This window comes from Janthinobacterium sp. SUN211 (assembly GCF_030587315.1).
Classification (GTDB): Bacteria; Pseudomonadota; Gammaproteobacteria; order Burkholderiales; family Burkholderiaceae_D; genus Janthinobacterium; species Janthinobacterium kumbetense.
Genome location: NZ_JAPWIC010000006.1, coordinates 81,330 through 103,023, shown reverse-complemented (window position 1 = coordinate 103,023; position 21,694 = coordinate 81,330). Strand labels below are relative to the sequence as shown.

Annotated in this window: 24 protein-coding genes; 7 read left to right on the top strand and 17 right to left on the bottom strand. The window is 62.2% G+C overall.

Annotation, left to right across the window (positions count from 1 at the left end):
- Positions 1 to 67: 67 nt before the first annotated feature.
- From O3301_RS20305 to O3301_RS20265, 9 genes are all read right to left on the bottom strand, one after another.
- Positions 68 to 1,087 carry an L-threonylcarbamoyladenylate synthase gene (locus O3301_RS20305; RefSeq protein WP_305057317.1) on the bottom strand — a complete coding sequence of 340 codons (1,020 nt, stop codon included), beginning with the start codon at positions 1,085 to 1,087 and terminating at the stop codon, positions 68 to 70.
- Positions 1,084 to 2,280: a 5-(carboxyamino)imidazole ribonucleotide synthase gene (locus O3301_RS20300; RefSeq protein ID WP_305057316.1), complete on the bottom strand. Its 1,197-nt coding sequence runs from the start codon at positions 2,278 to 2,280 to the stop codon at positions 1,084 to 1,086. The genes O3301_RS20305 and O3301_RS20300 overlap by 4 nt, the downstream gene beginning before the upstream one ends.
- A gap of 15 nt (positions 2,281 to 2,295) precedes the next feature.
- Entirely contained in the window at positions 2,296 to 2,793 is a 498-nt protein-coding gene (purE, locus tag O3301_RS20295; RefSeq protein ID WP_077408673.1) for a 5-(carboxyamino)imidazole ribonucleotide mutase, read from the bottom strand.
- Position 2,794: 1 nt separating this feature from the next.
- Positions 2,795 to 3,688: a phosphoribosylaminoimidazolesuccinocarboxamide synthase gene (locus tag O3301_RS20290; RefSeq protein ID WP_305057315.1), complete on the bottom strand. Its 894-nt coding sequence runs from the start codon at positions 3,686 to 3,688 to the stop codon at positions 2,795 to 2,797.
- Between the two features lie 104 nt (positions 3,689 to 3,792).
- A complete protein-coding gene (fba, locus tag O3301_RS20285; RefSeq protein WP_289903317.1) occupies positions 3,793 to 4,857 on the bottom strand; it encodes a class II fructose-bisphosphate aldolase in 1,065 nt (354 codons plus the stop codon).
- A gap of 180 nt (positions 4,858 to 5,037) precedes the next feature.
- Positions 5,038 to 6,486 (bottom strand): pyruvate kinase, encoded by a 1,449-nt coding sequence (gene pyk, locus O3301_RS20280; RefSeq protein WP_099666366.1) that lies wholly within the window; start codon positions 6,484 to 6,486, stop codon positions 5,038 to 5,040.
- 113 nt (positions 6,487 to 6,599) lie between these two features.
- Positions 6,600 to 7,811: a phosphoglycerate kinase gene (locus tag O3301_RS20275; RefSeq protein ID WP_099666365.1), complete on the bottom strand. Its 1,212-nt coding sequence runs from the start codon at positions 7,809 to 7,811 to the stop codon at positions 6,600 to 6,602.
- A gap of 77 nt (positions 7,812 to 7,888) precedes the next feature.
- Positions 7,889 to 8,239: an AzlD domain-containing protein gene (locus O3301_RS20270; RefSeq protein ID WP_034780613.1), complete on the bottom strand. Its 351-nt coding sequence runs from the start codon at positions 8,237 to 8,239 to the stop codon at positions 7,889 to 7,891.
- Positions 8,232 to 8,966, bottom strand: a complete 735-nt coding sequence (locus O3301_RS20265; protein WP_305057314.1) for an AzlC family ABC transporter permease — start codon at positions 8,964 to 8,966, stop codon at positions 8,232 to 8,234. Before O3301_RS20265 ends, O3301_RS20270 begins: the two co-directional genes overlap by 8 nt.
- A 258-nt stretch (positions 8,967 to 9,224) precedes the next feature.
- Between O3301_RS20265 and O3301_RS20260 the strand changes: the two genes are divergently transcribed.
- The 4 genes from O3301_RS20260 to O3301_RS20245 all read left to right on the top strand — a co-directional run bounded on the left by O3301_RS20260 (position 9,225) and on the right by O3301_RS20245 (position 11,528).
- Entirely contained in the window at positions 9,225 to 9,419 is a 195-nt protein-coding gene (locus O3301_RS20260) for a zinc-finger domain-containing protein (protein ID WP_034780619.1), read from the top strand.
- 75 nt (positions 9,420 to 9,494) lie between these two features.
- On the top strand, positions 9,495 to 9,920 hold the full coding sequence (locus tag O3301_RS20255; RefSeq protein ID WP_034780622.1) for a nuclear transport factor 2 family protein: 426 nt from the start codon (positions 9,495 to 9,497) through the stop codon (positions 9,918 to 9,920).
- Positions 9,920 to 10,945, top strand: coding sequence for a YheT family hydrolase (locus tag O3301_RS20250; protein WP_305057313.1), 1,026 nt, complete (start codon positions 9,920 to 9,922; stop codon positions 10,943 to 10,945). Before O3301_RS20255 ends, O3301_RS20250 begins: the two co-directional genes overlap by 1 nt.
- Positions 10,938 to 11,528, top strand: a complete 591-nt coding sequence (locus O3301_RS20245) for a DUF2946 family protein (protein ID WP_305057312.1) — start codon at positions 10,938 to 10,940, stop codon at positions 11,526 to 11,528. Before O3301_RS20250 ends, O3301_RS20245 begins: the two co-directional genes overlap by 8 nt.
- Before the next feature lie 3 nt (positions 11,529 to 11,531).
- On the opposite strand, the gene O3301_RS20240 is transcribed toward O3301_RS20245, so the two are convergent.
- Positions 11,532 to 13,121, bottom strand: a complete 1,590-nt coding sequence (locus O3301_RS20240) for a M48 family metalloprotease (RefSeq protein ID WP_305057311.1) — start codon at positions 13,119 to 13,121, stop codon at positions 11,532 to 11,534.
- 196 nt (positions 13,122 to 13,317) lie between these two features.
- Here O3301_RS20240 and moaC point away from each other — a divergent pair, with 196 nt between their 5' ends.
- Positions 13,318 to 13,824 carry a cyclic pyranopterin monophosphate synthase MoaC gene (moaC, locus tag O3301_RS20235; protein WP_305057310.1) on the top strand — a complete coding sequence of 169 codons (507 nt, stop codon included), beginning with the start codon at positions 13,318 to 13,320 and terminating at the stop codon, positions 13,822 to 13,824.
- A gap of 12 nt (positions 13,825 to 13,836) precedes the next feature.
- On the opposite strand, the gene O3301_RS20230 is transcribed toward moaC, so the two are convergent.
- Entirely contained in the window at positions 13,837 to 14,214 is a 378-nt protein-coding gene (locus O3301_RS20230) for a DUF6713 family protein (RefSeq protein WP_369812216.1), read from the bottom strand.
- Positions 14,215 to 14,377: 163 nt separating this feature from the next.
- On the opposite strand from O3301_RS20230, the gene O3301_RS20225 reads away from it, so the two are divergent.
- On the top strand, positions 14,378 to 15,100 hold the full coding sequence (locus O3301_RS20225) for a flagellar brake protein (protein ID WP_305057308.1): 723 nt from the start codon (positions 14,378 to 14,380) through the stop codon (positions 15,098 to 15,100).
- Positions 15,101 to 15,121: 21 nt separating this feature from the next.
- On the opposite strand, the gene O3301_RS20220 is transcribed toward O3301_RS20225, so the two are convergent.
- The 6 genes from O3301_RS20220 to recA form a co-directional block, all read right to left on the bottom strand.
- Positions 15,122 to 15,586, bottom strand: a complete 465-nt coding sequence (locus tag O3301_RS20220; RefSeq protein ID WP_289912936.1) for a pilin — start codon at positions 15,584 to 15,586, stop codon at positions 15,122 to 15,124.
- Positions 15,587 to 15,799: 213 nt separating this feature from the next.
- Complete coding sequence (sucD, locus tag O3301_RS20215; protein WP_034746085.1) at positions 15,800 to 16,681, bottom strand: succinate--CoA ligase subunit alpha; 882 nt, start codon at positions 16,679 to 16,681, stop codon at positions 15,800 to 15,802.
- A gap of 13 nt (positions 16,682 to 16,694) precedes the next feature.
- Entirely contained in the window at positions 16,695 to 17,864 is a 1,170-nt protein-coding gene (sucC, locus tag O3301_RS20210) for an ADP-forming succinate--CoA ligase subunit beta (protein WP_034788653.1), read from the bottom strand.
- A 78-nt stretch (positions 17,865 to 17,942) separates the two neighbouring features.
- Positions 17,943 to 18,503 carry a DUF2889 domain-containing protein gene (locus O3301_RS20205; RefSeq protein ID WP_077408684.1) on the bottom strand — a complete coding sequence of 187 codons (561 nt, stop codon included), beginning with the start codon at positions 18,501 to 18,503 and terminating at the stop codon, positions 17,943 to 17,945.
- Positions 18,504 to 19,018: 515 nt separating this feature from the next.
- On the bottom strand, positions 19,019 to 19,474 hold the full coding sequence (recX, locus tag O3301_RS20200) for a recombination regulator RecX (RefSeq protein ID WP_305057307.1): 456 nt from the start codon (positions 19,472 to 19,474) through the stop codon (positions 19,019 to 19,021).
- A 138-nt stretch (positions 19,475 to 19,612) separates the two neighbouring features.
- The gene (gene recA / locus O3301_RS20195) at positions 19,613 to 20,719 is read right to left on the bottom strand and encodes a recombinase RecA (protein WP_071321836.1); all 1,107 of its coding nucleotides are present in this window, start codon (positions 20,717 to 20,719) and stop codon (positions 19,613 to 19,615) included.
- 240 nt (positions 20,720 to 20,959) lie between these two features.
- Between recA and O3301_RS20190 the strand changes: the two genes are divergently transcribed.
- Complete coding sequence (locus O3301_RS20190) at positions 20,960 to 21,694, top strand: response regulator transcription factor (protein ID WP_034746066.1); 735 nt, start codon at positions 20,960 to 20,962, stop codon at positions 21,692 to 21,694.

The window sequence follows — 21,694 nt, the reverse complement described above, 5'->3', positions numbered from 1 at the left end:
ATAAGATGTTTCGTGGCAAGCATCTCTATTGCGCTGCATCAAGAAAAAGCCCCTTGCGGGGCTTTTATTATGCGGACAGAAATTGCTGCAAGATACCACTTGAGCCGAAGGCGGCACGCCGCAGACGGTCATTCACGCCCAGCCACGCGGGGCCGGTGGGCGGTGCTTCGACGAGTATCAGCTCGGCGCCGACCTGGTCCATCGTGCGCAGCGAGGCATACAGCGCATGTGCGTAATTTTCCGGGGTCGCTGCCAGGCGCACGCTGGCGCTGGCCGGCGGCAGATCCGAGTAGTGGATCAGGGCCACGCGGCGCCCGTCATTGAGCAGGCGGTTCAAGGTGGCGCGCACGTCGTCGCTGTGCTGCATCGCAACAGGCGTGTGCGGTGCGTAATGCGATTCCAGGGTGCCCGAGGCGCGCGGCGCGGCCGCGTCCGCCACGGCCGGTGCGCGACCGATGACGGCGGCGATCTGCTCGCTGCTGATATGGCCGGGACGCAACAGCACGGGACCGTGCGTGGCCAGGCGCGACAAATCGACGATGGTCGACTCGATGCCGACATCGCTCTGTCCGCCGTCGAGGACTTGGCCCAGCAAGCCGCTGGCGAGTTCCGCCGCGAATTCATCGCGCACGTGCTGCGCCGTGGTGGGGCTGACATTGCCGAATTTGTTTGCCGACGGCGCCGCCAGGCCGCCCTTGCCGCCCTTGAAGGTGCGTAGCAATGCGATAGCCACCGGGTGCGACGGGCAGCGCAAGCCCACCGTATCCTGGCCGCCGGACACGGCATCGGGAATATGCGCGGCGCGCTTGACGATCAGGGTCAGCGGACCGGGCCAGAAGGCAGCCACCAGTTGCTGCGCTTCGGGCGGAATATCGTCGGACCAGTGCGCCAAGTCGGCGCCAGGCGCCACGTGCACGATCACGGGATGGTCCGAAGGCCGGCCCTTGGCTTCGTAGATGCGCGCCACGGCGGCCGGGTTTTCCGCATCGGCGCCCAGGCCATACACCGTTTCCGTCGGGAAAGCGACGAGGCCGCCCCCTTCCAGCACGGCAGCGGCCGCCGCCAGATCGTGTGCAAGTACGCTCACGGCGCGATTCCCAGGATCAGGCAAGCGTCGCGCAGGCGCTGCTGCGCCTCTTGCAAGGTGGCCGCGATGAAGGTCAGGTGGCCCATCTTGCGGCCACGGCGCGGGTCGTCCTTGCCATACAGGTGCAGGCACGCGCCCGGCAGCGCCAGCACCTGGTCCCACGCCGGTTCGCAGGCAACATCGCTGTCGCCGGCAAACCAGGCGTCGCCCAGGATGTTGAGCATCACGGCCGGCGAATGCTGGCGCACGTCGCCCAGCGGCAGACGCGCCATGGCCCGCACCTGCTGCGCGAACTGGCTGGTGACGCAGGCATCCATCGTGTAGTGGCCGCTGTTGTGGGGACGGGGCGCCATTTCATTGACCACCAGGCTGCCGTCGTCCAGCACGAAAAATTCGATGCACAGCACGCCGACATAACCGAGTTCGGCGACCATGGCTTGCGCCGCCCGCTGCGCCCTGGCGGCGCAGTCGTCCGACACGTTCGGGCCCGGCACCGTGGTGGTAAACAGGACGCCGTCGCGGTGCACGTTTTCGGCGATCGGATACACGACCGATTCGCCATCCACGCCGCGCGCCGTCAGCACGGACACTTCATACGCCAGCGGCAGCATTTTTTCCAACAGGCAAGTTACCTCGCCCATTTCCGCAAAGGCGGCGCGCACCTCGTCGCGCGTGCGCACGCGGAACTGGCCCTTGCCGTCATAGCCCATGCGCACGGTTTTCAGTATGCCCGGCAGCAAGTCGTCGCCGATGGCGTCGATATCGTCCTGCGTGGCGATGACCCTATGCGGCGCCGGCAACACGCCCGATTTCGCGGCACAGTCGACAAAGAAACGCTTTTCCGCGATGCGGTCTTGCGCCACCGACACGCCGTGGGCGTTGGGGGCAACAAACACGCGTTCGGCCAGGCGCGACAGGCTGTCGGCCGGCACGTTCTCGAACTCGGTGGTGACGGCCAGGCATTGCGCCGCCAGGGCGTCGAGGCCGGCGACATCATCATATGCGGCATGGATCAGGCGCTGCGCCACCTGCCCCGCAGGGCAGGCGTCGGATGGCTCCAGTACGGCCACCTGGTAACCCATGCCTTGTGCGGCCTGGGCAAACATGCGGCCGAGCTGGCCGCCGCCCATCACGCCCAGCCATGCCGGTGGATGGGCGGCAGGCAGCAATGGGGAAGTCGATTTACTATTCATTATTTTTCAAACATATTAATCAGGCAAGACCATGGCCTTGGCGGCGGCCGTTTGCGTGGTACGGAACGCTTCCAGCTTTTCGGCCAGGACATCGTCGTTGGCGGCCAGCATCGCCACGGCCGTCAGCGCCGCATTCGCCGCGCCCGCTTCGCCGATGGCGAAAGTGGCAACCGGCACGCCCTTGGGCATTTGCAGGATGGACAACATGGAGTCTTCGCCACGCAAGTATTTCGATGGCACGGGCACGCCCAGCACGGGCACGATGGTCATCGCCGCCACCATGCCAGGCAGGTGGGCCGCGCCGCCGGCGCCGGCGATGATGGCGCGCAAGCCGCGCGCGCGCGCGCTTTTCGCGTACGCATACATCTCGTCGGGCATGCGGTGCGCGGAAATGACTTGCGCTTCGTACGGCACGCCAAACTGTTTCAGGATGGCAACCGCATTCTGCATCACGTCCCAGTCAGAGGACGACCCCATGATGACGCCGACCAGCGGCTTATTCTGCTCGCTCATCTCAGGCCTTCAGCTTCTCGCCCGTCAGGCGTTCGATGGCTTCGAAGTACTTGGCCTGGGTTTTTTCGATGACGTCGGCCGGCAGCGCCGGCGCCGGCGCGGTCTTGCCCCAGGTCAATGTTTCCAGGTAGTCGCGCACGAATTGCTTGTCGAACGACGGCGGCGAAATGCCTGACTGGTAGGAATCGGCAGGCCAGAAGCGCGACGAGTCGGCCGTCAGCACTTCATCCATCAGATGCATGACGCCATTGTCGTCCAGGCCGAATTCGAACTTGGTGTCGGCGATGATGATGCCGCGCGTGGCCGCATATTCGGCGGCCGTCTTGTACAGGGCAATGGCGACGTCGCGCATCTTGGCGGCCAGGTCGGCACCGATGCGCTCTTCCATTTCAGCAAAGCTGATGTTTTCGTCATGCTCGCCCAGCTCGGCCTTGGCTGCCGGGGTGAAGATCGGCTCCGGCAGTTTTTCCGCCTGTTGCAAGCCCGCTGGCAACGCGATGCCGCAGATGCTGCCCGTATCTTGGTAATCTTTCCAGCCCGAACCGATGATGTAGCCGCGCACGACCGCCTCGACCATGATCGGTTTCAAACGCTTGGCCACCACGGCGCGGCCTTGCACTTGCTCCACTTCCTCTGGCGCCACCACGGATTCCGGCGCCACGCCGGTCAGGTGGTTCGGCACGATGTGGCCCAGTTTCTCGAACCAGAAATCGCTCATCTGGTTGAGAACCTTGCCCTTGCCGGGGATAGGCTCGTTCATGACGACATCGAAGGCCGACAGGCGGTCCGTGGTGACGATCAGGATCTTGTCGTCGCCAACGGCGTAATTGTCGCGGACCTTGCCGTGGCCCAGCAATGGCAGGGAGTGGATGGAAGTCTGATAGAGGCTGTTCATAGCGGGGGAATAGTTGGATGAAACGAAACCGGCGGGCAGGGGGTGCCCGCCGGTCGAGAAAATCGGGCACGGAGCATTGCTTCCGGCCCGTTCCAGACAGAATTTTACTTCACAATTTGCGACAGCTCGCCGGCCTTGTAGCGCTCGGCCATTTTTTCCATCGTGATGACCTTGATTTTCGACGCCTGGCCTTCGCAGCCGAACGCCTGCATGCGCGCGCGCACGATTTGCTCGGCGGCGGCACGGGCTGGCTTCAGGAAGTCGCGCGGGTCGAATTTCGACGGGTTCTCGAACAGATACTTGCGCACGGCAGCCGTCATCGCCAGGCGGATGTCGGTGTCGATGTTGATCTTGCGCACGCCGTGACGGATGCCTTCCTGGATTTCCTCGACTGGCACGCCGTAGGTTTCCTTCATGTCGCCGCCGAATTCGCGGATGATGGCCAGCAATTCCTGCGGCACCGACGACGAACCGTGCATCACCAGGTGAGTGTTCGGGATGCGCGCGTGGATTTCCTTGATGCGGTCGATGGCCAGGATGTCGCCCGTCGGCTTGCGGGTAAACTTGTACGCGCCGTGCGAGGTGCCGATGGCGATCGCCAGGGCGTCGCACTGGGTGCGCTGCACGAAGTCGGCCGCTTGCGCCACGTCCGTCAGCAGTTGCTCGCGGGTCATGGTGCCGTCGGCGCCGTGACCGTCTTCCTTGTCGCCCTTCATGGTTTCCAGCGAACCGAGCACGCCCAGTTCCGCTTCCACCGTCACGCCGATGGCGTGCGAGAATTTCACCACTTCACGCGACACTTCCACGTTGTATTCGTAGGAAGCGACCGACTTGCCGTCCGCTTCCAGCGAACCGTCCATCATCACGGAAGTAAAACCCGAGCGGATGGCGGCCATGCAGACGGCCGGCGACTGGCCGTGATCCTGGTGCATGACGACAGGAATGTGCGGATACGCTTCGACAGCGGCGTCGATCAGGTGGCGCAGGAACGCTTCACCGGCGTACTTGCGCGCGCCAGCGGACGCTTGCATGATCACCGGGCTGTTCAGCGCATCGGCGGCAGCCATGATGGCTTGCACTTGCTCCAGGTTGTTGACGTTGAAAGCAGGAATGCCATAACCGTTTTCGGCGGCATGGTCCAGCAGTTGACGCATGGATACGAGAGACATGGTAATACTCCAGATAACAATAGAAACCGTTGCGGCGCTTCGCGGTGATCAACAACCGCGGCGGCGCCTGAATTCTTTCAACTAAATTAGAACGTCCAACAAACTGCTCAGGGCTAGGCGCGTTGCCGAAGGCAGTACAACTAGTACGACTAGGCAATGCAACAACGCCCTGGGCAGTTTTTACTCGAATTCGCCTACCTTCACAATCTTCAAGGCATTCGTGCCGCCCACCTGCCCCATCGGCTCGCCCCAGGTGACGACGATCATGTCGCCCTTGCGGACGATGCCCTGCGCCACCAGCAGCTCTTCCGCCTGCTTCAGTACTTGCGCGCTGGGGGCATTCTGCATCAGATGATACGCCCGAACATTGCGGTACAGCGCGGCTTTGCGCAAAGTGGTGACACTGGGCGTGAGCGCGTAGATCGGCGTGTCGATACTGTGGCGGCTCATCCACAAGGCGGTGGAACCGGATTCCGTCAGCGCCACGATGGCTTTGACGCGCAGGTGATGGGCCGTGAACAGCGCGCCATACGCGATCGACTGGTCGATGCGGGTAAACGTGACGTTGAGGAAATCGGCATCGAGCTTGTTGTATTCGGACTGTTCCGCTTCCACGCAGATGGCGGCCATCATTTCCACCGTTTCGATCGGGTACTTGCCCGAGGCCGTTTCGGCCGACGTCATGACGGCGTCCGTGCCATCGAGCACGGCATTGGCCACGTCGGACACTTCCGCGCGGGTCGGCACGGCGTTGACGATCATCGATTCCATCATCTGAGTTGCCGTAATGGCAATCTTGTTCGACGCGCGCGCCATCTTGATCATGCGTTTCTGCAAGGCCGGCACGGCCGCATTGCCCACCTCGACCGCCAGGTCGCCGCGCGCCACCATGATGCCGTCGGACGCGTCGAGAATCTCTTGCAGGGCAGGAATGGCTTCCGCGCGCTCGATCTTGGCGATCATCATCGGCTTGTGGTGGTACGGTTCGCCGGCGATATTGGCCAGCTGGCGCGCCATTTCCATGTCGGTCGCACATTTCGGGAAGGAAATAGCCAGATAGTCGGCCTGGAAACTCATGGCCGTCTTGATATCTTCCATATCCTTGGCCGTCAGCGCGGGCGCGGACAGGCCGCCGCCCTGGCGGTTGATACCCTTGTTGTTCGACAACTCGCCGCCAATCTTGACGGTGGTGTGGATTTCGCTGCCGTGGATGCGTTCGACGATCAGCACGATGAGGCCGTCGTTCAGCAGCAGCACGTCACCCTTGTGCAAGTCGCGCGGCAGGGCCTTGTAGTCGAGACCGACACGCTCCTGGTTGCCCAGTTCGCCGTTTTCGCCCCACTTGGCGTCGAGGATGAACTTGTCGCCCGCTTCCAGCTGGATGCGGGAATTTTCAAACTTGCCGACGCGAATCTTCGGCCCTTGCATGTCGGCCATGATGGCCACTTCGCGGCCGCACTCGGCCGCCGCCAGGCGCACCAGCGCCGCGCGGTCGATATGGTCTTGCGCCTTGCCGTGGGAAAAATTTAAGCGCACCACGTCGACGCCCGCGCGTATCATCTTCACCAGGATATCGAAGTCGGTGGAAGCGGGGCCGATTGTTGCTACGATTTTTGTACCGCGTGGCATAGGAGTCCTTGTGCGCGAGCGAAGGTGAGCAAGACCTGGCGGCTGAACCGCCCGGCAAGGTAAAAGCGCAGCGATCAGGCTGCGCTTGGTACTGAATTGCTGACGGTAGCGCCTTAAGCGGCGCGTTGCATCAGGATTTCAACGGCGGGCAAAGTCTTGCCTTCCAGGAACTCCAGGAAAGCGCCGCCGCCCGTCGAGATATAGCTGATTTTATCGGTAATGTCGTATTTGGCAATCGCCGCCAGGGTGTCGCCACCGCCAGCGATCGAGAAAGCTTTCGAATCGGCAATGGCCAAGGCCAGGGTCTTGGTGCCGTTGCCGAACTGGTCGAATTCGAACACGCCGACGGGGCCGTTCCACACGATGGTGCCGGCGGCGCCGATTTGCTGCGCCAGCAAGGCGGCCGTTTTCGGGCCGATATCGAGGATCATGTCGTCGTCCGCCACGTCGGCCACGTCTTTGACGGTGGCAACGGCCGTGGGCGAGAATTCCTTGGCGCACACGACATCGACGGGAATCGGCACTTGCGCGCCGCGCTTGGCCATGATGTCGATGATGGCTTTCGCTTCCTCGACGAGTTCCGCTTCCACCAGCGACTTGCCGACATTCAAGCCGACAGCCTTCATGAAGGTGTTGGCGATGCCGCCGCCGACGATCAGGTTATCGACCTTGTCGGACAGGGCTTTCAAGATGGTCAGCTTGCTCGATACTTTCGAACCAGCAACAATGGCCAGCAGCGGACGGGCTGGCGCGTGCAGCGCCTTGCCCAACGCATCGAGTTCGGCGGCCAGCAGCGGGCCGGCGCAGGCGACGGGCGCGAACTTGGCGATGCCGTGCGTGGACGCTTCGGCGCGATGGGCCGTGCCGAACGCGTCATTGACGTAGATATCGCACAATTTGGCCATTTTTTGCGCCAGCTCATCGCTGTTTTTCTTTTCGCCCTTGTTCACGCGCACGTTTTCCAGCAGGACGACCTGGCCGGCAGCCAGGTTTTCCAGGCCAGCGCCATCGACCCAGTTTTGTTTCAATGCAACTTCCTGGCCCAGCAGCTCGGACAGGCGGGCCGCCACGGGCGCCAGGCTGTCGGCAGGCTTGAACTCGCCTTCCGTCGGACGGCCCAGGTGCGACGTCACCATGACGGCGGCGCCAGCGTCCAGCGCGGCGCGGATGGCCGGCACCGAGGCGCGGATGCGCGTATCTTCGGTGATCTTGCCACTGTCATCTTGCGGGACGTTCAGGTCGGCGCGGATAAACACGCGCTTGCCTTGCAGTGCATTTTGGGCGATCAAATCTTGCAGACGGATGAAGTTGAGAACAGCTGACATGGCGATCCAGATGACGAGTGGAAGGAAGTGCGCTATTTTACCGCAATGACCAGAGCAAATCCCCGATTTGTCCTGCTTTACTGAAAAACGTGCAACAGTCGCAAGCCCGTGAAAACCAGCATGCCGAACACGATGGTTTGCAGCATATTGCGGCGGATCACAAAAAAGAGCGTGGCGGCAATACCGGACAAGAGTTTCAAATTCGACAACTCAAGGTGCACTTGCTGCCCCTCCATCAGCATGTCGGGTGCGATGATGGCGGCCAGCGCGCACGCCGGCGCATAGCGCAGCATCTCGCCCACGCGGCGCGGAATGGTGATGTGATGGCCGATCAGCCAAAAGGTGCTGCGCGTGGCGGCCGTCGCCACCACCAGCACGGCGATGGCGATCCACACGTCGGCCCTGCCCCAGTCTATGCCGTCAAACATGGCGTTTTGTCCATTTTTCTGTCAATTCTTCCACGGCCATGGCGCTGACCATGCCCACCACGACGGCCACCAGCAAGCCCAGCTTATACGGCAGGCCGTAGGCCAGCACGGCCACCGCACCCGCCACCAGCACGCCGCACAGGGCGGCGCGGCTGAGGATCAGCGGCACCGTCACGCACAGGATCGCCAGGGTGCCGGCAAAACCCAAGCCCCATTCGGCCGGCACGACGGCGCCCAGCACGATACCGATGAAGGAACCGATTTGCCAGGCCAGCCAGTTGGGGTAGATCAAGCCTTTCAGGAAAGGCAGCTTGGCCGGGTCCGGCGTTTCGTGCGGATAGCGCTGCAGGAACAGGCCCACCGTGATGTCGCCCGCCACATAGCCGAGCCCAAAGCGCTGGCGCCACGGCAGATGGGAAAAATGGGGGGCCAGCAGCACGGAAAAGATGACAAAACGCAAATTGACGACGAGGGCCGTGGCGAAGATCACCCACACGGGCGCATGCGCGGCCAGCAGCGGCAAGGACGCGAGCTGGGCCGAGCCGGCAAAGACAAACAGGGTCATGGCCCCCGCCTGCGCTACAGTCAAGCCGCTTTTCACCATGGCCACGCCCACCACCATGCCCCAGGCGGCGATGCCCAGCAGGGTGGGCGCACCCAGGTTCAGGCCGGCGCGCCAGGCATCTTTCAGCAGGGCGTCGTCCTTGGCGGCCAGGACGGCGTTCACGCGGCGCTCCGGCAGGCGTACTGTGGTAACTGCACAACAATGGTGCGTGGCGACAAGGGTGACAACGGCGATACCGGCAAGGCAAATCCAGTCAGTGTGGCGCTGCAGCTGCCATATTTCCGTAAAAACCCGCGCCGCAGCCGAAGATGATCGAGCCGCCATTTTAGCCATGATTTTTGCTGTCTGCCTGAATCCGTTAAAATCGTGGTTTTGGCAGCAGCCGACTTCCTTCCATACAGCCTCACGGAGCATGACAAGATGACAAAAACCACCCAGCCAGCGGTCGAACTCGACAGTAAAGACCTGCCAGCCCACTGCCCTAACCCGGCCATGCCGCTGTGGTCGTCGCATCCGCGTGTGTTCCTGGAATTCAACAAGGACGGTATCGCCAAGTGCCCGTACTGCGGCACGGCCTACACCCTGAAGGAAGGCGCCAGCGCCGGCCACCATTAAAAAACTGCCCAGCGGCGCGCCACCAGCGCGCCGTTTTTATTTGTATCAAGTTATACCGACCAGCCCGGAGTCGTCATGAAACGTCTGAAAGAACTCAATGGCAGCGCCGCGGAAGTCGAAGCGGCGTTCTACGATGCCTTGCACCGCGCCGACCTCGAAGCGCTGATGGCGCTGTGGGCCGACGATGAAGAGATCGTCTGCATCCACCCGGGCGGCGCGCGCCTGATCGGCCATGCCGCCATCCGCGCCTCGTGGGAAACCATCCTGGCGGGCGGCGGCCTGCACATCGTGCCGGCGCAGCTGCATGAAACGCACAATTTGATGAGTTCGGTGCACACGGTGATCGAAGGCGTCACCCAGGAAGAAGGCGGTCCGGCGCATCTGCTGGCAACGAATGTGTACGTGAAAACGCCGCGCGGCTGGCGCATCGTGCTGCACCATGCCTCCATCGCGCCGGGCGGCGCGCCGGCAGACGCCACGGGGGCGCAGATCCTGCACTGATGTCTTTGTCTCTTTCCTATACTGCCCCGCTCTGGCTGCCTGGCGGCCACGCGCAGACGATTTATCCGGCCGTGTGCCTCGCCAAGCCGGCCGTGGCCTTCCGCCGCGAACGCTGGCAAGCGCCCGACGGCGACTTCGTCGACGTCGACCTGGTCGACGGCCAGCCGGGCCAGCCCTTCGTGGTGCTGTTCCACGGCCTGGAAGGCTCGTCGAACAGCCATTACGCGCGCGCCCTGATGGCCGAGGTGGCCGCGCGCGGCTGGTCGGGCGCCGTGCCGCATTTCCGCGGCTGCTCGGGCGAAGCCAACCTGGCGCCGCGCTTTTACCACTCGGGCGATGCGCAGGAAGTGGACTGGGTCGTGCGCACACTGCGCCCGCGCGCCACCGGCAAGTTTTACGCGGCCGGCGTCTCGCTGGGCGGCAATGCCTTGCTGTGCTGGCTGGGCCAGTCGCAGCACCAGGCCGATTTCGTCGATGCGGCGGCGGCCGTGTCCGCCCCCCTTGATCTGGCGCAAGGGGGCAAGGCCCTGTCTTCCGGCGCCAACCGGCTCTACACGCGCATGTTCCTGAACACCTTGAAACCGAAATGCCTGGCCAAGCTGGAACAGTTTCCCGGCCTGTTTGCGCGCGACGCCATGCTGGCCGCGCGCGACCTGCACGCCTTCGACGACGTCGTCACGGCGCCCCTGCACGGCTACCGCGACGCCGACGATTACTGGCACCGCGCCAGCGCCAAGCACGTCTTGCCGGACATTACCGTGCCGACCCTGGTACTGAATGCGCAAAATGATCCTTTCCTGCCCGGACGCTTCTTGCCGCGCAGCGCCGCGCCGACGGTCACCCTCGAGTATCCGCGCCACGGCGGCCACGTCGGCTTTGCGGCAGGCAAATTGCCGGGAAGCACACGCTGGCTGCCGCAGCGCCTGATGCATTTTTTTGAAGGCGGCAACACGGCGCCATCGGCGCCGCAAACCTGTCACGCTGGCGATGCGCGCACTCACACGGAAAACGCTACACATGGATGAACTCGTCAAGCAGGCCCTGGCCAAATGGCCGAACGTGCCCCACTGCTACGGCTGGCTGGGCCTGGACGCGCGCGGCCACTGGCGCATGCGCGACCAGCAGGCGCAACAGCAAAAATTGCCGGGCGACAAGATCGCCCACACCGCCCTGTTGAGCTTTATCAACCGCAATTACGCCCAGGACGAACGCGGTTGCTGGTTTTTCCAGAATGGCCCGCAGCGCGTGTACGTGAATCTGGAAGCGACGCCCTACATCGCCCGCAGCGACCCGCAGCACGGTTTTGTCTTGCAGACGGGTGCGCCGCTGGAACAGATCGAGCAAGCGTATTGGTGCGATAACGGCGCGCTGATCTTGCACCACGGCGACATCGTCGCGCAGGTGGATGACCGCGACATGGCCCAGGTGCTGCCCGCGCTGCGCATCGACGGCCGGCAAGCCAGCGACGACGCCTTGCTGGCGTGGCTGGAAGAACAGCGGGGCAAGCTGACCATATTGCATGCAGGCAAGGAGATTGCCGTGCAGCCGCTGGCCTATGCCAGCGTAGCGCAGACCTTCGGCTTCCAGCAGGCGCCGCAAGCCGGGTAAGCGCTAACCCTTCTGATCCTTGATCTGTTCGCGGCGTTTTTCCTGCAACTCGCGCTCGCGCGCATCGATCACGGCCTGGTCATAAAAAGTCGCGTCCGTCGATTTGCGGGCGATCGTCAGCTGGTCCAGCGCGGCCATGGTGGCGCCCTGCAGCACGTAGGATTCGGCCAGCGCCATGTGCTGCAAGGTCATCTTGCCCTGGTCCGCATAGGCTTTCGCCAGTAGATCATACAGTTCCGGCTCTTCCTTGTAGAGCTGCACCTGCTCGCGCAAATACAGCGTGGATTGCTCCAGCTTGCCGGCAGCCATCAGCGCTTCCGCATACTGGTGGGCAATGCCGCGCGACAGGGGAAACTGCTGGCGCGCAGCGTCCGCCGCCTTCAGGGCCTGCTGCGCCACTTCCTTCTTTTGCGCCGGCATCAACAGCACTTCCAGCCCCATCGCCGCCAGCAGCGAATTAGGGCCCTGCGTGCCGCCCGACGTCAGCACATTCGGCCCGGCCGGCTGGTGCAGGGCCGCATTGGCCGCATCGAGTTCCTTTTGCGCTTCCACAGGCTTGCCCTGCTTGACGGCAACAAAGGACAGGCCGTAATGGGCGGCCGTCACCTGGAAACGGCTTTGCTGTTCCAGCTGCGTCTTGAAGAGAGCCTTGGCATTCAACAAGCCTTGCACGCTCTCATCCTGCAGCACGCGGGCGCGGGCCCGGGCCAGGTGGAAGCTCAGGCTGTCGGCACGCTGCTTGTACGGCTGCTCGCGGATGCGCGCCTGGATGTCGGCGATGCGTTCGGTCGTCAGCGGGTGGGTCTGCAGATAGGCGGGCATCAGGTCGCTGTACGAACGGCTGGCCGCCTGCATGCGGCCGAAGAAGGCCACCATGCCGGTGGTGTCGAAACCGGCTTCGCCCATGATCTGGAAACCGATGCGGTCCGCCTCGCGTTCGGCGTCGCGGCCGAAATTGAGCTGGCGCTGGATGGCCAGGCCCTGGCCGGCGGCAAACACGCCCATGGCCACGTCGCCTCCCGCGCGCGAAGCGAGCGCCGCCAGCAACATGGCGGCCAGCGGCATCAGGGCATCCTGGCGCTGCTGGCCCAGCATGCGCGCGATATGGCGCTGCGCCACATGGCCGATCTCGTGCGACAGCACGGAAGCCAGTTCCGCCTCCGTTTGCGCCGCCAGCACCAGGGCCGAGTGCACGCCGATGAAGCCGCCCGGCAAGGCAAACGCGTTCAACTGGGGATCGCGCACGGCAAAGAAAAAATAGTCGTAATTCGTTTCGCCCCGCACGCTGGGGCGCGCCGCCACGAGGGCGTTGCCGAAGGTATTCAGGTACTCCAGCAAGGGCGCATCGTCGAGGTAGTCGCGGTCGCCGCGGATGCCGCGCATGATTTCCTCGCCGATCTTGCGCTCCATCGCCGGCGACAGGTCTTCGCGCGACGTATCGCCCAGGTTCGGCAGATTCGGCGCCGGCGGCACGGCCAGCGGCGTCCAGCTGCCGGCCGGCTTGGCCGCCACGCCGGCAGCCGGCGCCGCAGGCGCGGAGGTATAGGTTTGCGCCAGCGCACAGGGTGCCGCCAGCCACAATGCAGCCAGCACCGACGCGCACCGGGAGCTGCGCAGCCATGCCGCGCCGGCGTTTTCAAGGACGATCGGAAGAAGAGTTTTTGAATTCACGGGTGCTATCATACCTTGTTCGCGGCGCCCATTCCCACGCAACAAGCATGCGCCATGCCAGTGGCATGGCGTCGTGGTCAGGCCTGCCGCGCCCCCACTCCTCACCTATTTTGACGCCATGACAACAGCAGACAAGCAAGCCCCCGCCGGGGAACTGACCCATTTCGACGCCACGGGCCAGGCCCATATGGTCGACGTGGGCAGCAAGGAAGACACGCGCCGCAGCGCCGTGGCCGCCGGCACCATCCGCATGCAGCCCGCCACCTTGGCCTTGATTATTTCCGGCACCGCCAAGAAGGGCGACGTACTGGGCATCGCCCGCATCGCCGCCATCATGGGCGCCAAGCACACCAGCGACCTGATTCCCCTGTGCCACCCGCTGGCCCTCACGCGCGTCACCGTCGATTTTGAAGTGGACGAGGCGGCCAACAGCGTGCACTGCCGCGCCCAGGTCGACACGACGGGCAAGACGGGCGTGGAAATGGAAGCACTCACTTCCGTGCAGATCGGCTTGCTGACGATCTACGACATGTGCAAGGCCGTCGACCGGGGCATGGTCATGACGAACGTGCGCGTGCTGGAAAAGCATGGCGGCAAATCGGGCGACTGGCACGCCGAGGTGTAAGACGCCACCGCTTCAGACGGGCACTGGCCGCGTCACCTTGACGCGGCGCAAGTCGCGCAGCAGCCACACGGCGCATGCCAGGCACAGCACGATGATGGCCACGGATAGGGGCAAGTGGAACTGTTCCTGCCCTGCCAGCGCGAAGCCGGCGTGGATCAAACACGTTCCCACGCCCAGCGCGGCGCACACTGCCGCATACAGGCTCGCCTGCGGGGTGTTCAGCAGCACATGCCGGTAACCGGCCAGCACCAGGACAATCGCCGCCAGGTTAAACACCAGAAAACCCTGCACGCCGCCCGGCACATGAAACATCTCCCACTCTTTCCAGTAGGCAGCGTCGATTTGATGCAAGATCAAGAACAACATCGTCCAGAAGTAACTTCGCGGCATAAGATTTACATTCGTTAATATTGATGCAATTGTAAAGCCTGAATCCTGCACCGGCACGCGCGCATGGCATTTTTCGATGCCAATATGAATTTCATTGATATAAATGCTTTTTCATCAAGAAATCATGCATACTGCGAGTCGACCATATCCAGATGAGCATCGCATGACTAGCAACAAGCCCGCCGCGGAAACCAAGCTCCAGGACTTCGAATTCGAGGCCATGAATCTGCAGGTGGGTGGACGCATCCAGTTCATCACGCACCGCACCATCAAACCCATCCAGCATTTCTCGACTCTGATCGGCTATGTGAAAGATGAGTACCTGATCGTCAAGATTCCCATGGAAAACGGCGCCGCCATCATGCTCAACGAGGGCGACAAGCTGACCATCCGCGTGTTTTCCGGCGTCACCGTGTGTTCGTTTTCCTGCAGCGTGCTGCGCATCTTTGGCCGTCCGCTCAATTATGTCCACCTGAGCTTTCCCGACGCCATCCAGGGCACCAGCCTGCGCACGGCGATGCGCGTCAAAGTGGACATCCCGGCGCAGCTCAGCTACCGCGATGTGGCGGCCGTGCCCGTGTTCATCGTCAACCTCAGCGTTTCGGGCGCGCTGATCGAGGCGCCCAGCATGCTCACGCCGGACGACGACGGCGTGGCCCTCAGCTTTACCCTGCTGGTGCAGCCGAACAAGCATCAGATGCGCGTCAACACGCGCGCGCGCATCCAGAACGTCAGCGTGGGCAAGCCGTCGAATGGCCACGCCGCCGAGGTGGCGGAAATCTATACGTATGGCGTGCAATTCATCGACCTGGAACCGACCCACTACACCTTGCTGCAAAACCTCACCTATGAAGCGCTGATCGCGGACCGGCAAAAAATCGTCTGATACTAGCGCGGCAGGCGCCGCTCACTGCGTCGCCACCACTTTCGGAATATTATTCTTGGTAATGGCCTCCTTGGCCGCAGCATTCGTCACGCTGGTGCTGTTGAACCAGCTTAGGCTGCTGGAGCCAAGCTGCAGCTCCATGCTCACCGTCTGGCCGCCCACGCCGCTGCCCATGTCGCCCGCCAGGGTCAGCTCGATATTACCCTTGTCGACCTTTCCGCTCGCCACTTCGCGCGTCGGGCTGAACAAGGGGATGGCGCTGGGCACGGCCTGGGTAGGGGTGCTGCAGGCGGTGGCCAGCCCGCCGTTTTCCTGCACGCACAGGGCCACGGCAGTCTTCAGTGGCGCGGCGGCCGCCAGCACATTGCTGACCTTGGCCCGCATCGTGTAGTCGCCATACTGGGGAATGGCCACGGCCGCCAGGATGCCGGCGATGGCCACCACGATCATCAGTTCTATCAGGGTAAATCCGCTTTGCGCGCGCATCGTATCCTCCCATTGTGCATTGCCCACGCCGTGCATGGTGCAAGCGCCATGCCAGCGGCGCGCCCGGGCAGCGGCGGCACACGTGGAAAGAAAAGCGACACATTTTGGCCGGTTCGGACCAGCGCCGTCGTCCTGGGCCGGGATGCGGCCTGTCTTGCGGACAAAAAAAAGGAGCCGAAGCTCCTTTTTTGTACTGCGGTGACCGGGCTGGAATTACAGCATGGCTTTCAGCAGACGCGCCATTTCCGACGGGTTTTTGGTGACGGTAATGCCGCAAGCTTCCATGATTTCCAGCTTGGCTTGTGCCGTATCGGCACCGCCCGAGATCAGCGCGCCGGCGTGGCCCATGCGCTTGCCTGGAGGAGCCGTTACGCCAGCGATGAAGCCGACGACCGGTTTTTTCATGTTGTCTTTGATCCAATAAGCCGCGTTGGCTTCGTCCGGACCGCCGATTTCGCCGATCATGATGACCGCGTCGGTATCTGGATCGTCATTGAACATCTTCATGATGTCGATGTGCTTCAGACCGTTGATCGGGTCGCCGCCGATGCCGACTGCCGACGATTGGCCCAGGCCCAGTGCGGTCAGCTGACCCACTGCTTCATAGGTCAGGGTGCCCGAACGCGAAACCACGCCGATACGGCCCTTCTTGTGGATGTGACCTGGCATGATGCCGATCTTGATTTCGTCTGGCGTGATCAAGCCTGGGCAGTTAGGGCCCAGCAGCAAGGTTTTGCTGTTGGCTTTGGCCATGCGATCCTTCAAGGCCATCATGTCACGGACAGGAATGCCTTCGGTGATGCAAATGGCCAGATCCATTTCAGCTTCGACAGCTTCCCAGATCGCCGCTGCCGCGCCTGCTGGCGGCACGTAGATGACGGAAACGTTGGCGCCGGTTTCTTTTTTCGCTTCGGTAACGTTAGCGAAAATAGGAATGCCTTCGAAATCTTCGCCGGCTTTCTTCGGGTTCACGCCTGCCACGAAGGCAGCTTTGCCGTTCGCGTAGTCGCGGCAACCGCGGGTGTGGAACTGGCCGGTCTTGCCGGTGATCCCTTGGGTAACAACTTTGGTATCTTTATTGATCAGAATGGACATGTTGATTCCTTAATTAAGCTTGACCGGCAGCGGCGGCAACGACGCTCTTGGCTGCATCTTCCATGGTGTCGGCTGCGATGATAGGCAGACCGGAATCGGCCAGCATCTTTTTGCCCAGATCTTCGTTGGTGCCCTTCATGCGCACCACCAGCGGTACGTTCAGCGAAACGGCTTTCACCGCGGCGATAACGCCTTCGGCGATCACGTCGCAACGCATGATGCCGCCGAAAATGTTCACCAGGATGGCTTTCAGGCCTGGGTTTTTCAGCATGATCTTGAACGCTTCGGTCACTTTTTCTGCCGTGGCGCCACCGCCGACGTCCAGGAAGTTGGCTGGCTCGCCGCCGAACAGTTTGATCGTGTCCATGGTGGCCATGGCCAGGCCGGCGCCGTTCACCAGGCAACCGATGTTGCCGTCGAGCGAGATGTAGGCCAGGTCGAATTTCGACGCTTCGATTTCAGCTGGATCTTCTTCGTCCAGGTCGCGCAGGGCGATGATTTCCGGATGACGGAACAGGGCGTTCGGGTCAAAGTTGAACTTGGCGTCCAGGGCGATGACCTTGCCGCTGCCGGTGACGATCAGCGGATTGATTTCGGCCAGCGAGCAATCGGTTTCCCAGTATGCCTTGTACAGGCCTTGCAGGTTGACGCGGGCGTCGACGATGGAACCGGCAGGCACGCCGATTTTGGTCGCGATGTCGTCTGCCTGGGCATCGGTCAGGCCAACGCTTGGCTCGATGGTGACGTGGTGGATCTTCTCTGGGTGGCTCTCGGCCACTTCTTCGATGTCCATGCCGCCTTCGGACGACGCCATCAGGACGATTTTCTGGGTGACGCGGTCGGTGACCAGCGAAACGTACAGTTCTTGCTTGATGTCGGCGCCTTCTTCCACCAGCAGGCGGTTGACTTTCTGGCCTTCGGCGCTGGTCTGATGCGTGATCAGCTGCATGCCCATGATCTGGTCAGCGTATTCCTTGACCTGTTCCATCGATTTTGCCACTTTCACGCCGCCGCCCTTGCCGCGGCCACCTGCGTGAATCTGCGCCTTGACAACCCACACCGGGCCGCCCAGGGTTTCCGCAGCCTTGACGGCTTCTTCGACGGACATGCACGGAATACCGCGTGGTACCGTCACTCCGAATTGCCGGAGGATTTCTTTGGCTTGATACTCATGGATTTTCATGCTGGCTTCCCTTCTGATACTGATGTGTAAAAATACGGTTAGTGGTGCAAAAAAAACAGGAAAAACAGAGCGCCGGGGTCACGCTTTGGCTACCCAGCGCGGGTAATACTGTGCAACCGCCCCGCCATCGGTGCGCAGGGCGTGGCATTTGTCGAGTTGAAACGGCTTTTCATGCGACAAGTCAGCATTCGCACCGTCACGGGTCGACCAGACATCGCCGGCAAATGCCTGAACCGTCGCAGTCGGCAAGACTTGCGCCAGTTCGGTCAAATGGGTACAGCCGGCGATTCCCGCCAGGCGCTGTTTCAAGTCGCGGCGGAAATTCTTTAATAAATTCAGACCGATCAGCGCTCTGTAAGCGGGGCCGATGGTATCGCAAAAACCGGGATAGGGCACGGCATCGGAGGCGGCTTCGGCCTCGACGATGGTCAGTTCGCGATCGACGGTAATGCGTAAGTGGAGGTCATGCAGGGGGGAGCCGGCGGGACGGGGGCCGGAGGCCAGGGTCGCGTCATAGCTTTTGATATCGGTGATACGGGCGTCAATATCCCACAGGCCGTCGTCGCGCACATACGCTTGGACGTCGATAACGCGGGAGTGCCGGAGGGCGCGCCGGGATACGGGAGTTGACAGGGGCATAAGACCGATGCCGCTTGCGCGGCCATAATTTAGTAAGCAGCCATGTGCCTAAAGCACTCTGTTCGCAGCTTCTACGAACAGCAACCGCACCTGCGGCGCCGCAAAAACCCTAAAAGTGTAGCACACTGGGCGCTGGTTGCGCCGCAACATAATTTTTCATTGCTTCGATAAAAACATTTCAAAGTATAAAGAAAGCACATGGAAATTTACGCTGTTATCACATTCAGTGATGATAGATATGCGCACCTGGGGCCGCGAACCGCATCCAGTTGCCGCCACCGCGCCGAGATCGCACGGCGCAGGCAGCGCTCACGACGTGCAGCGCAACAATACGCCGCTGGCTTGACAGGGCGATGACAGAAGCAGAATCCTGCAAAGAAAACATGGACAAACAGCAAGGCCGACTGGCCCGCGCACGCAAGCAGGGCATCGTGCGGACTGTTGTAGATGGAACACAGCGCGGCCAGAGCGGGCCGCCGGCACGGCACGAAAGCTCGCAGAAGCGCGCCAGCCGCCTAGTCGTCCTCGGGCTCCCGCCCCTTCAAGGCCGCTTGCACGGCGCGCTGCGAAAAGCCGCGCTGCATCAGGAAGCGCATCTGCTTGTTGCGCTGCTCGGCATCCTGCGCCACTTCGCCAAATTTGCGGCGCCACACTTCGCAGGCGCGCGCCACTTCCCCTTCGGCCAGGCCCGCCTTGAGTTCCTGCAGCGCCTCGCCCCCGATGCCATGGCTTTGCAATTCCGCCATGATGCGGCTATTGCCAAAGCGGGCCGAGCGGCGATGGATCAGCGACTCGGAAAAACGCTCCTGCGACAGCCAGTTGGCTTGCTCCAGGCTGTCGAGCAAGGCTTCCACATCGTCGCCTTCCTGCGCATGGCGCTGCAGCTTGCGCCGCAATTCCATGCGGCTGTGTTCGCGCATCGACAGAAAGCGTAGCGCCCTGCCTTTCAGGCTTAGTTGTACCGCTGCCATACCCATATCCCATCTTTACCACACCGGACTGAAAACACAATTGCCGCCAGGCGCACAGGCGCAGGGCGGCAATCATTGTAGAACTTTTTTATGCGGCAAGCTGCCGCCGGCGGGCCAGGCTGGCCCCGCCACTGTCGCTTACTCGGCGGCCTTGGCTTCCGCAGCCTTGGCAGCCTTGTCGGCAGCTTTATCCGCTTTTTCCGGCTTTTCAGCAGCCAGCGGCGGCAGTTCGCGCACGCCCAGCGAAGCGCGGACCTTGTTTTCGATCTCGCGGGCCAGCGCCGGACGCTCTTGCAGGAAGGCGCGGGCGTTGTCCTTGCCCTGGCCGATGCGTTCGCCGTTGTAGCTGTACCACGAACCGGATTTTTCCACGATCTTGGCATCCGAACCCAGGTCCAGGATTTCGCCTTCGCGCGAGGTGCCGGCGCCGTACAGGATGTCGAAGTGCGCTTCCTTGAACGGTGGCGCGATCTTGTTCTTGACGACCTTGACCTTGGTTTCGTTGCCGATCACTTCATCGCCGGACTTGATCGAGCCGGTACGGCGGATATCCAGGCGCACGGAGGCGTAGAATTTCAGTGCATTGCCGCCAGTGGTCGTTTCCGGGCTGCCGAACATCACGCCGATCTTCATGCGGATCTGGTTGATGAAGATGACCAGGGTATTCGTGCGGTTGATGGAGCCGGTCAGCTTGCGCAGGGCTTGCGACATCAAACGGGCTTGCAAGCCCGGCAGGGAATCGCCCATGTCGCCTTCGATCTCGGCGCGTGGCGTCAGTGCGGCCACGGAGTCGATGACGACCAGGTCGACGCTGCCCGAACGCACGAGGGCGTCGCAGATTTCCAGCGCCTGCTCGCCCGTATCCGGTTGCGAGATCAGCAATTCATGCAGGTTCACGCCCAGCTTTTGCGCGTAACCGACGTCGAGCGCGTGCTCGGCATCGATAAAGGCGCAGGTGCCGCCCAGTTTTTGCATTTCAGCAATGGTTTGCAGGGTCAGGGTGGTTTTACCCGACGATTCCGGGCCGTAGATCTCCACCACGCGGCCGCGCGGCAAGCCGCCCACGCCCAGCGCGATATCGAGGCCGAGCGAACCGGTCGACACGACTTGCACTTCTTCGATCGGTGCGCTGGCATCCATGCGCATGACCGAACCTTTGCCAAACTGCTTCTCGATCTGCGCCAGTGCGGCGGCGAGCGCCTTGGCTTTTTCCGATGCGGGTACTACAGCTTTTTTATCGTCCATATGTTCTTTCAGCCGTTCTACAGTCGACGATTCACGTGAATCGGTCGGCCTGCGATAGCGCCAGTGGGTTAAATTCTTTACACAGACAGTACTGTATAAAAAAACAGTGATCAATGCAAGCGGAACGTGGATTTGTTTTGAAACAGATCAATACAACCCTGTTTTTCACAAAAATTCGCCACCTTGCGGAAAATGAAACACAATACAAGCTTCTACCGTCGCAAGCATAGGAAGTGCACCATGCGTATTTTACTTGCCGAAGATGACAGCGTGCTGGCCGATGGCCTGACCCGCTCGCTGCGCCAGTCCGGTTATGCGATCGATTACGTCAAGACCGGGCAAGAGGCCGATACGGCCCTGTCCACCCAGGAATTCGACTTGCTGATCCTCGACCTGGGCTTGCCCAAGATGTCCGGGCTGGAAGTGCTGCGCCGCCTGCGCGCGCGCGCCTCGCTGCTGCCCGTGCTGATCCTGACGGCCGCCGATTCCATCGAGCAACGCGTGAATGGCCTCGACCTCGGTGCCGATGATTATATGGCCAAGCCGTTCGCCTTGTCGGAACTGGAGGCAAGAGTGCGCGCCCTGACCCGCCGCGGCGCCGGCGGCGGCGCCACCATCATCAAGCACGGCCCCCTCAGCTACGACCAGGTGGGGCGCAGCGCCTACATCAACGACCAGATGCTCGACCTGTCGGCGCGCGAACTGGGCTTGCTGGAAATCCTGCTGGGCCGCACGGGCCGCCTCGTTTCAAAAGAGCAACTTGTCGACCACCTGTGCGAATGGGGCGAAGAAGTATCGAACAACGCCATCGAAGTGTATGTCCACCGCTTGCGCAAGAAGATCGAAGTGGGCGGCGTGCGCATCGCCACCGTGCGCGGCCTCGGCTATTGCCTGGAAAAATACTCGGAAGCGGCGCGCCTGAACGCCGAAGCGGGCGAATCGGCAAGCCCGGCCAGCGGCCCCGCCAGCAAGTGA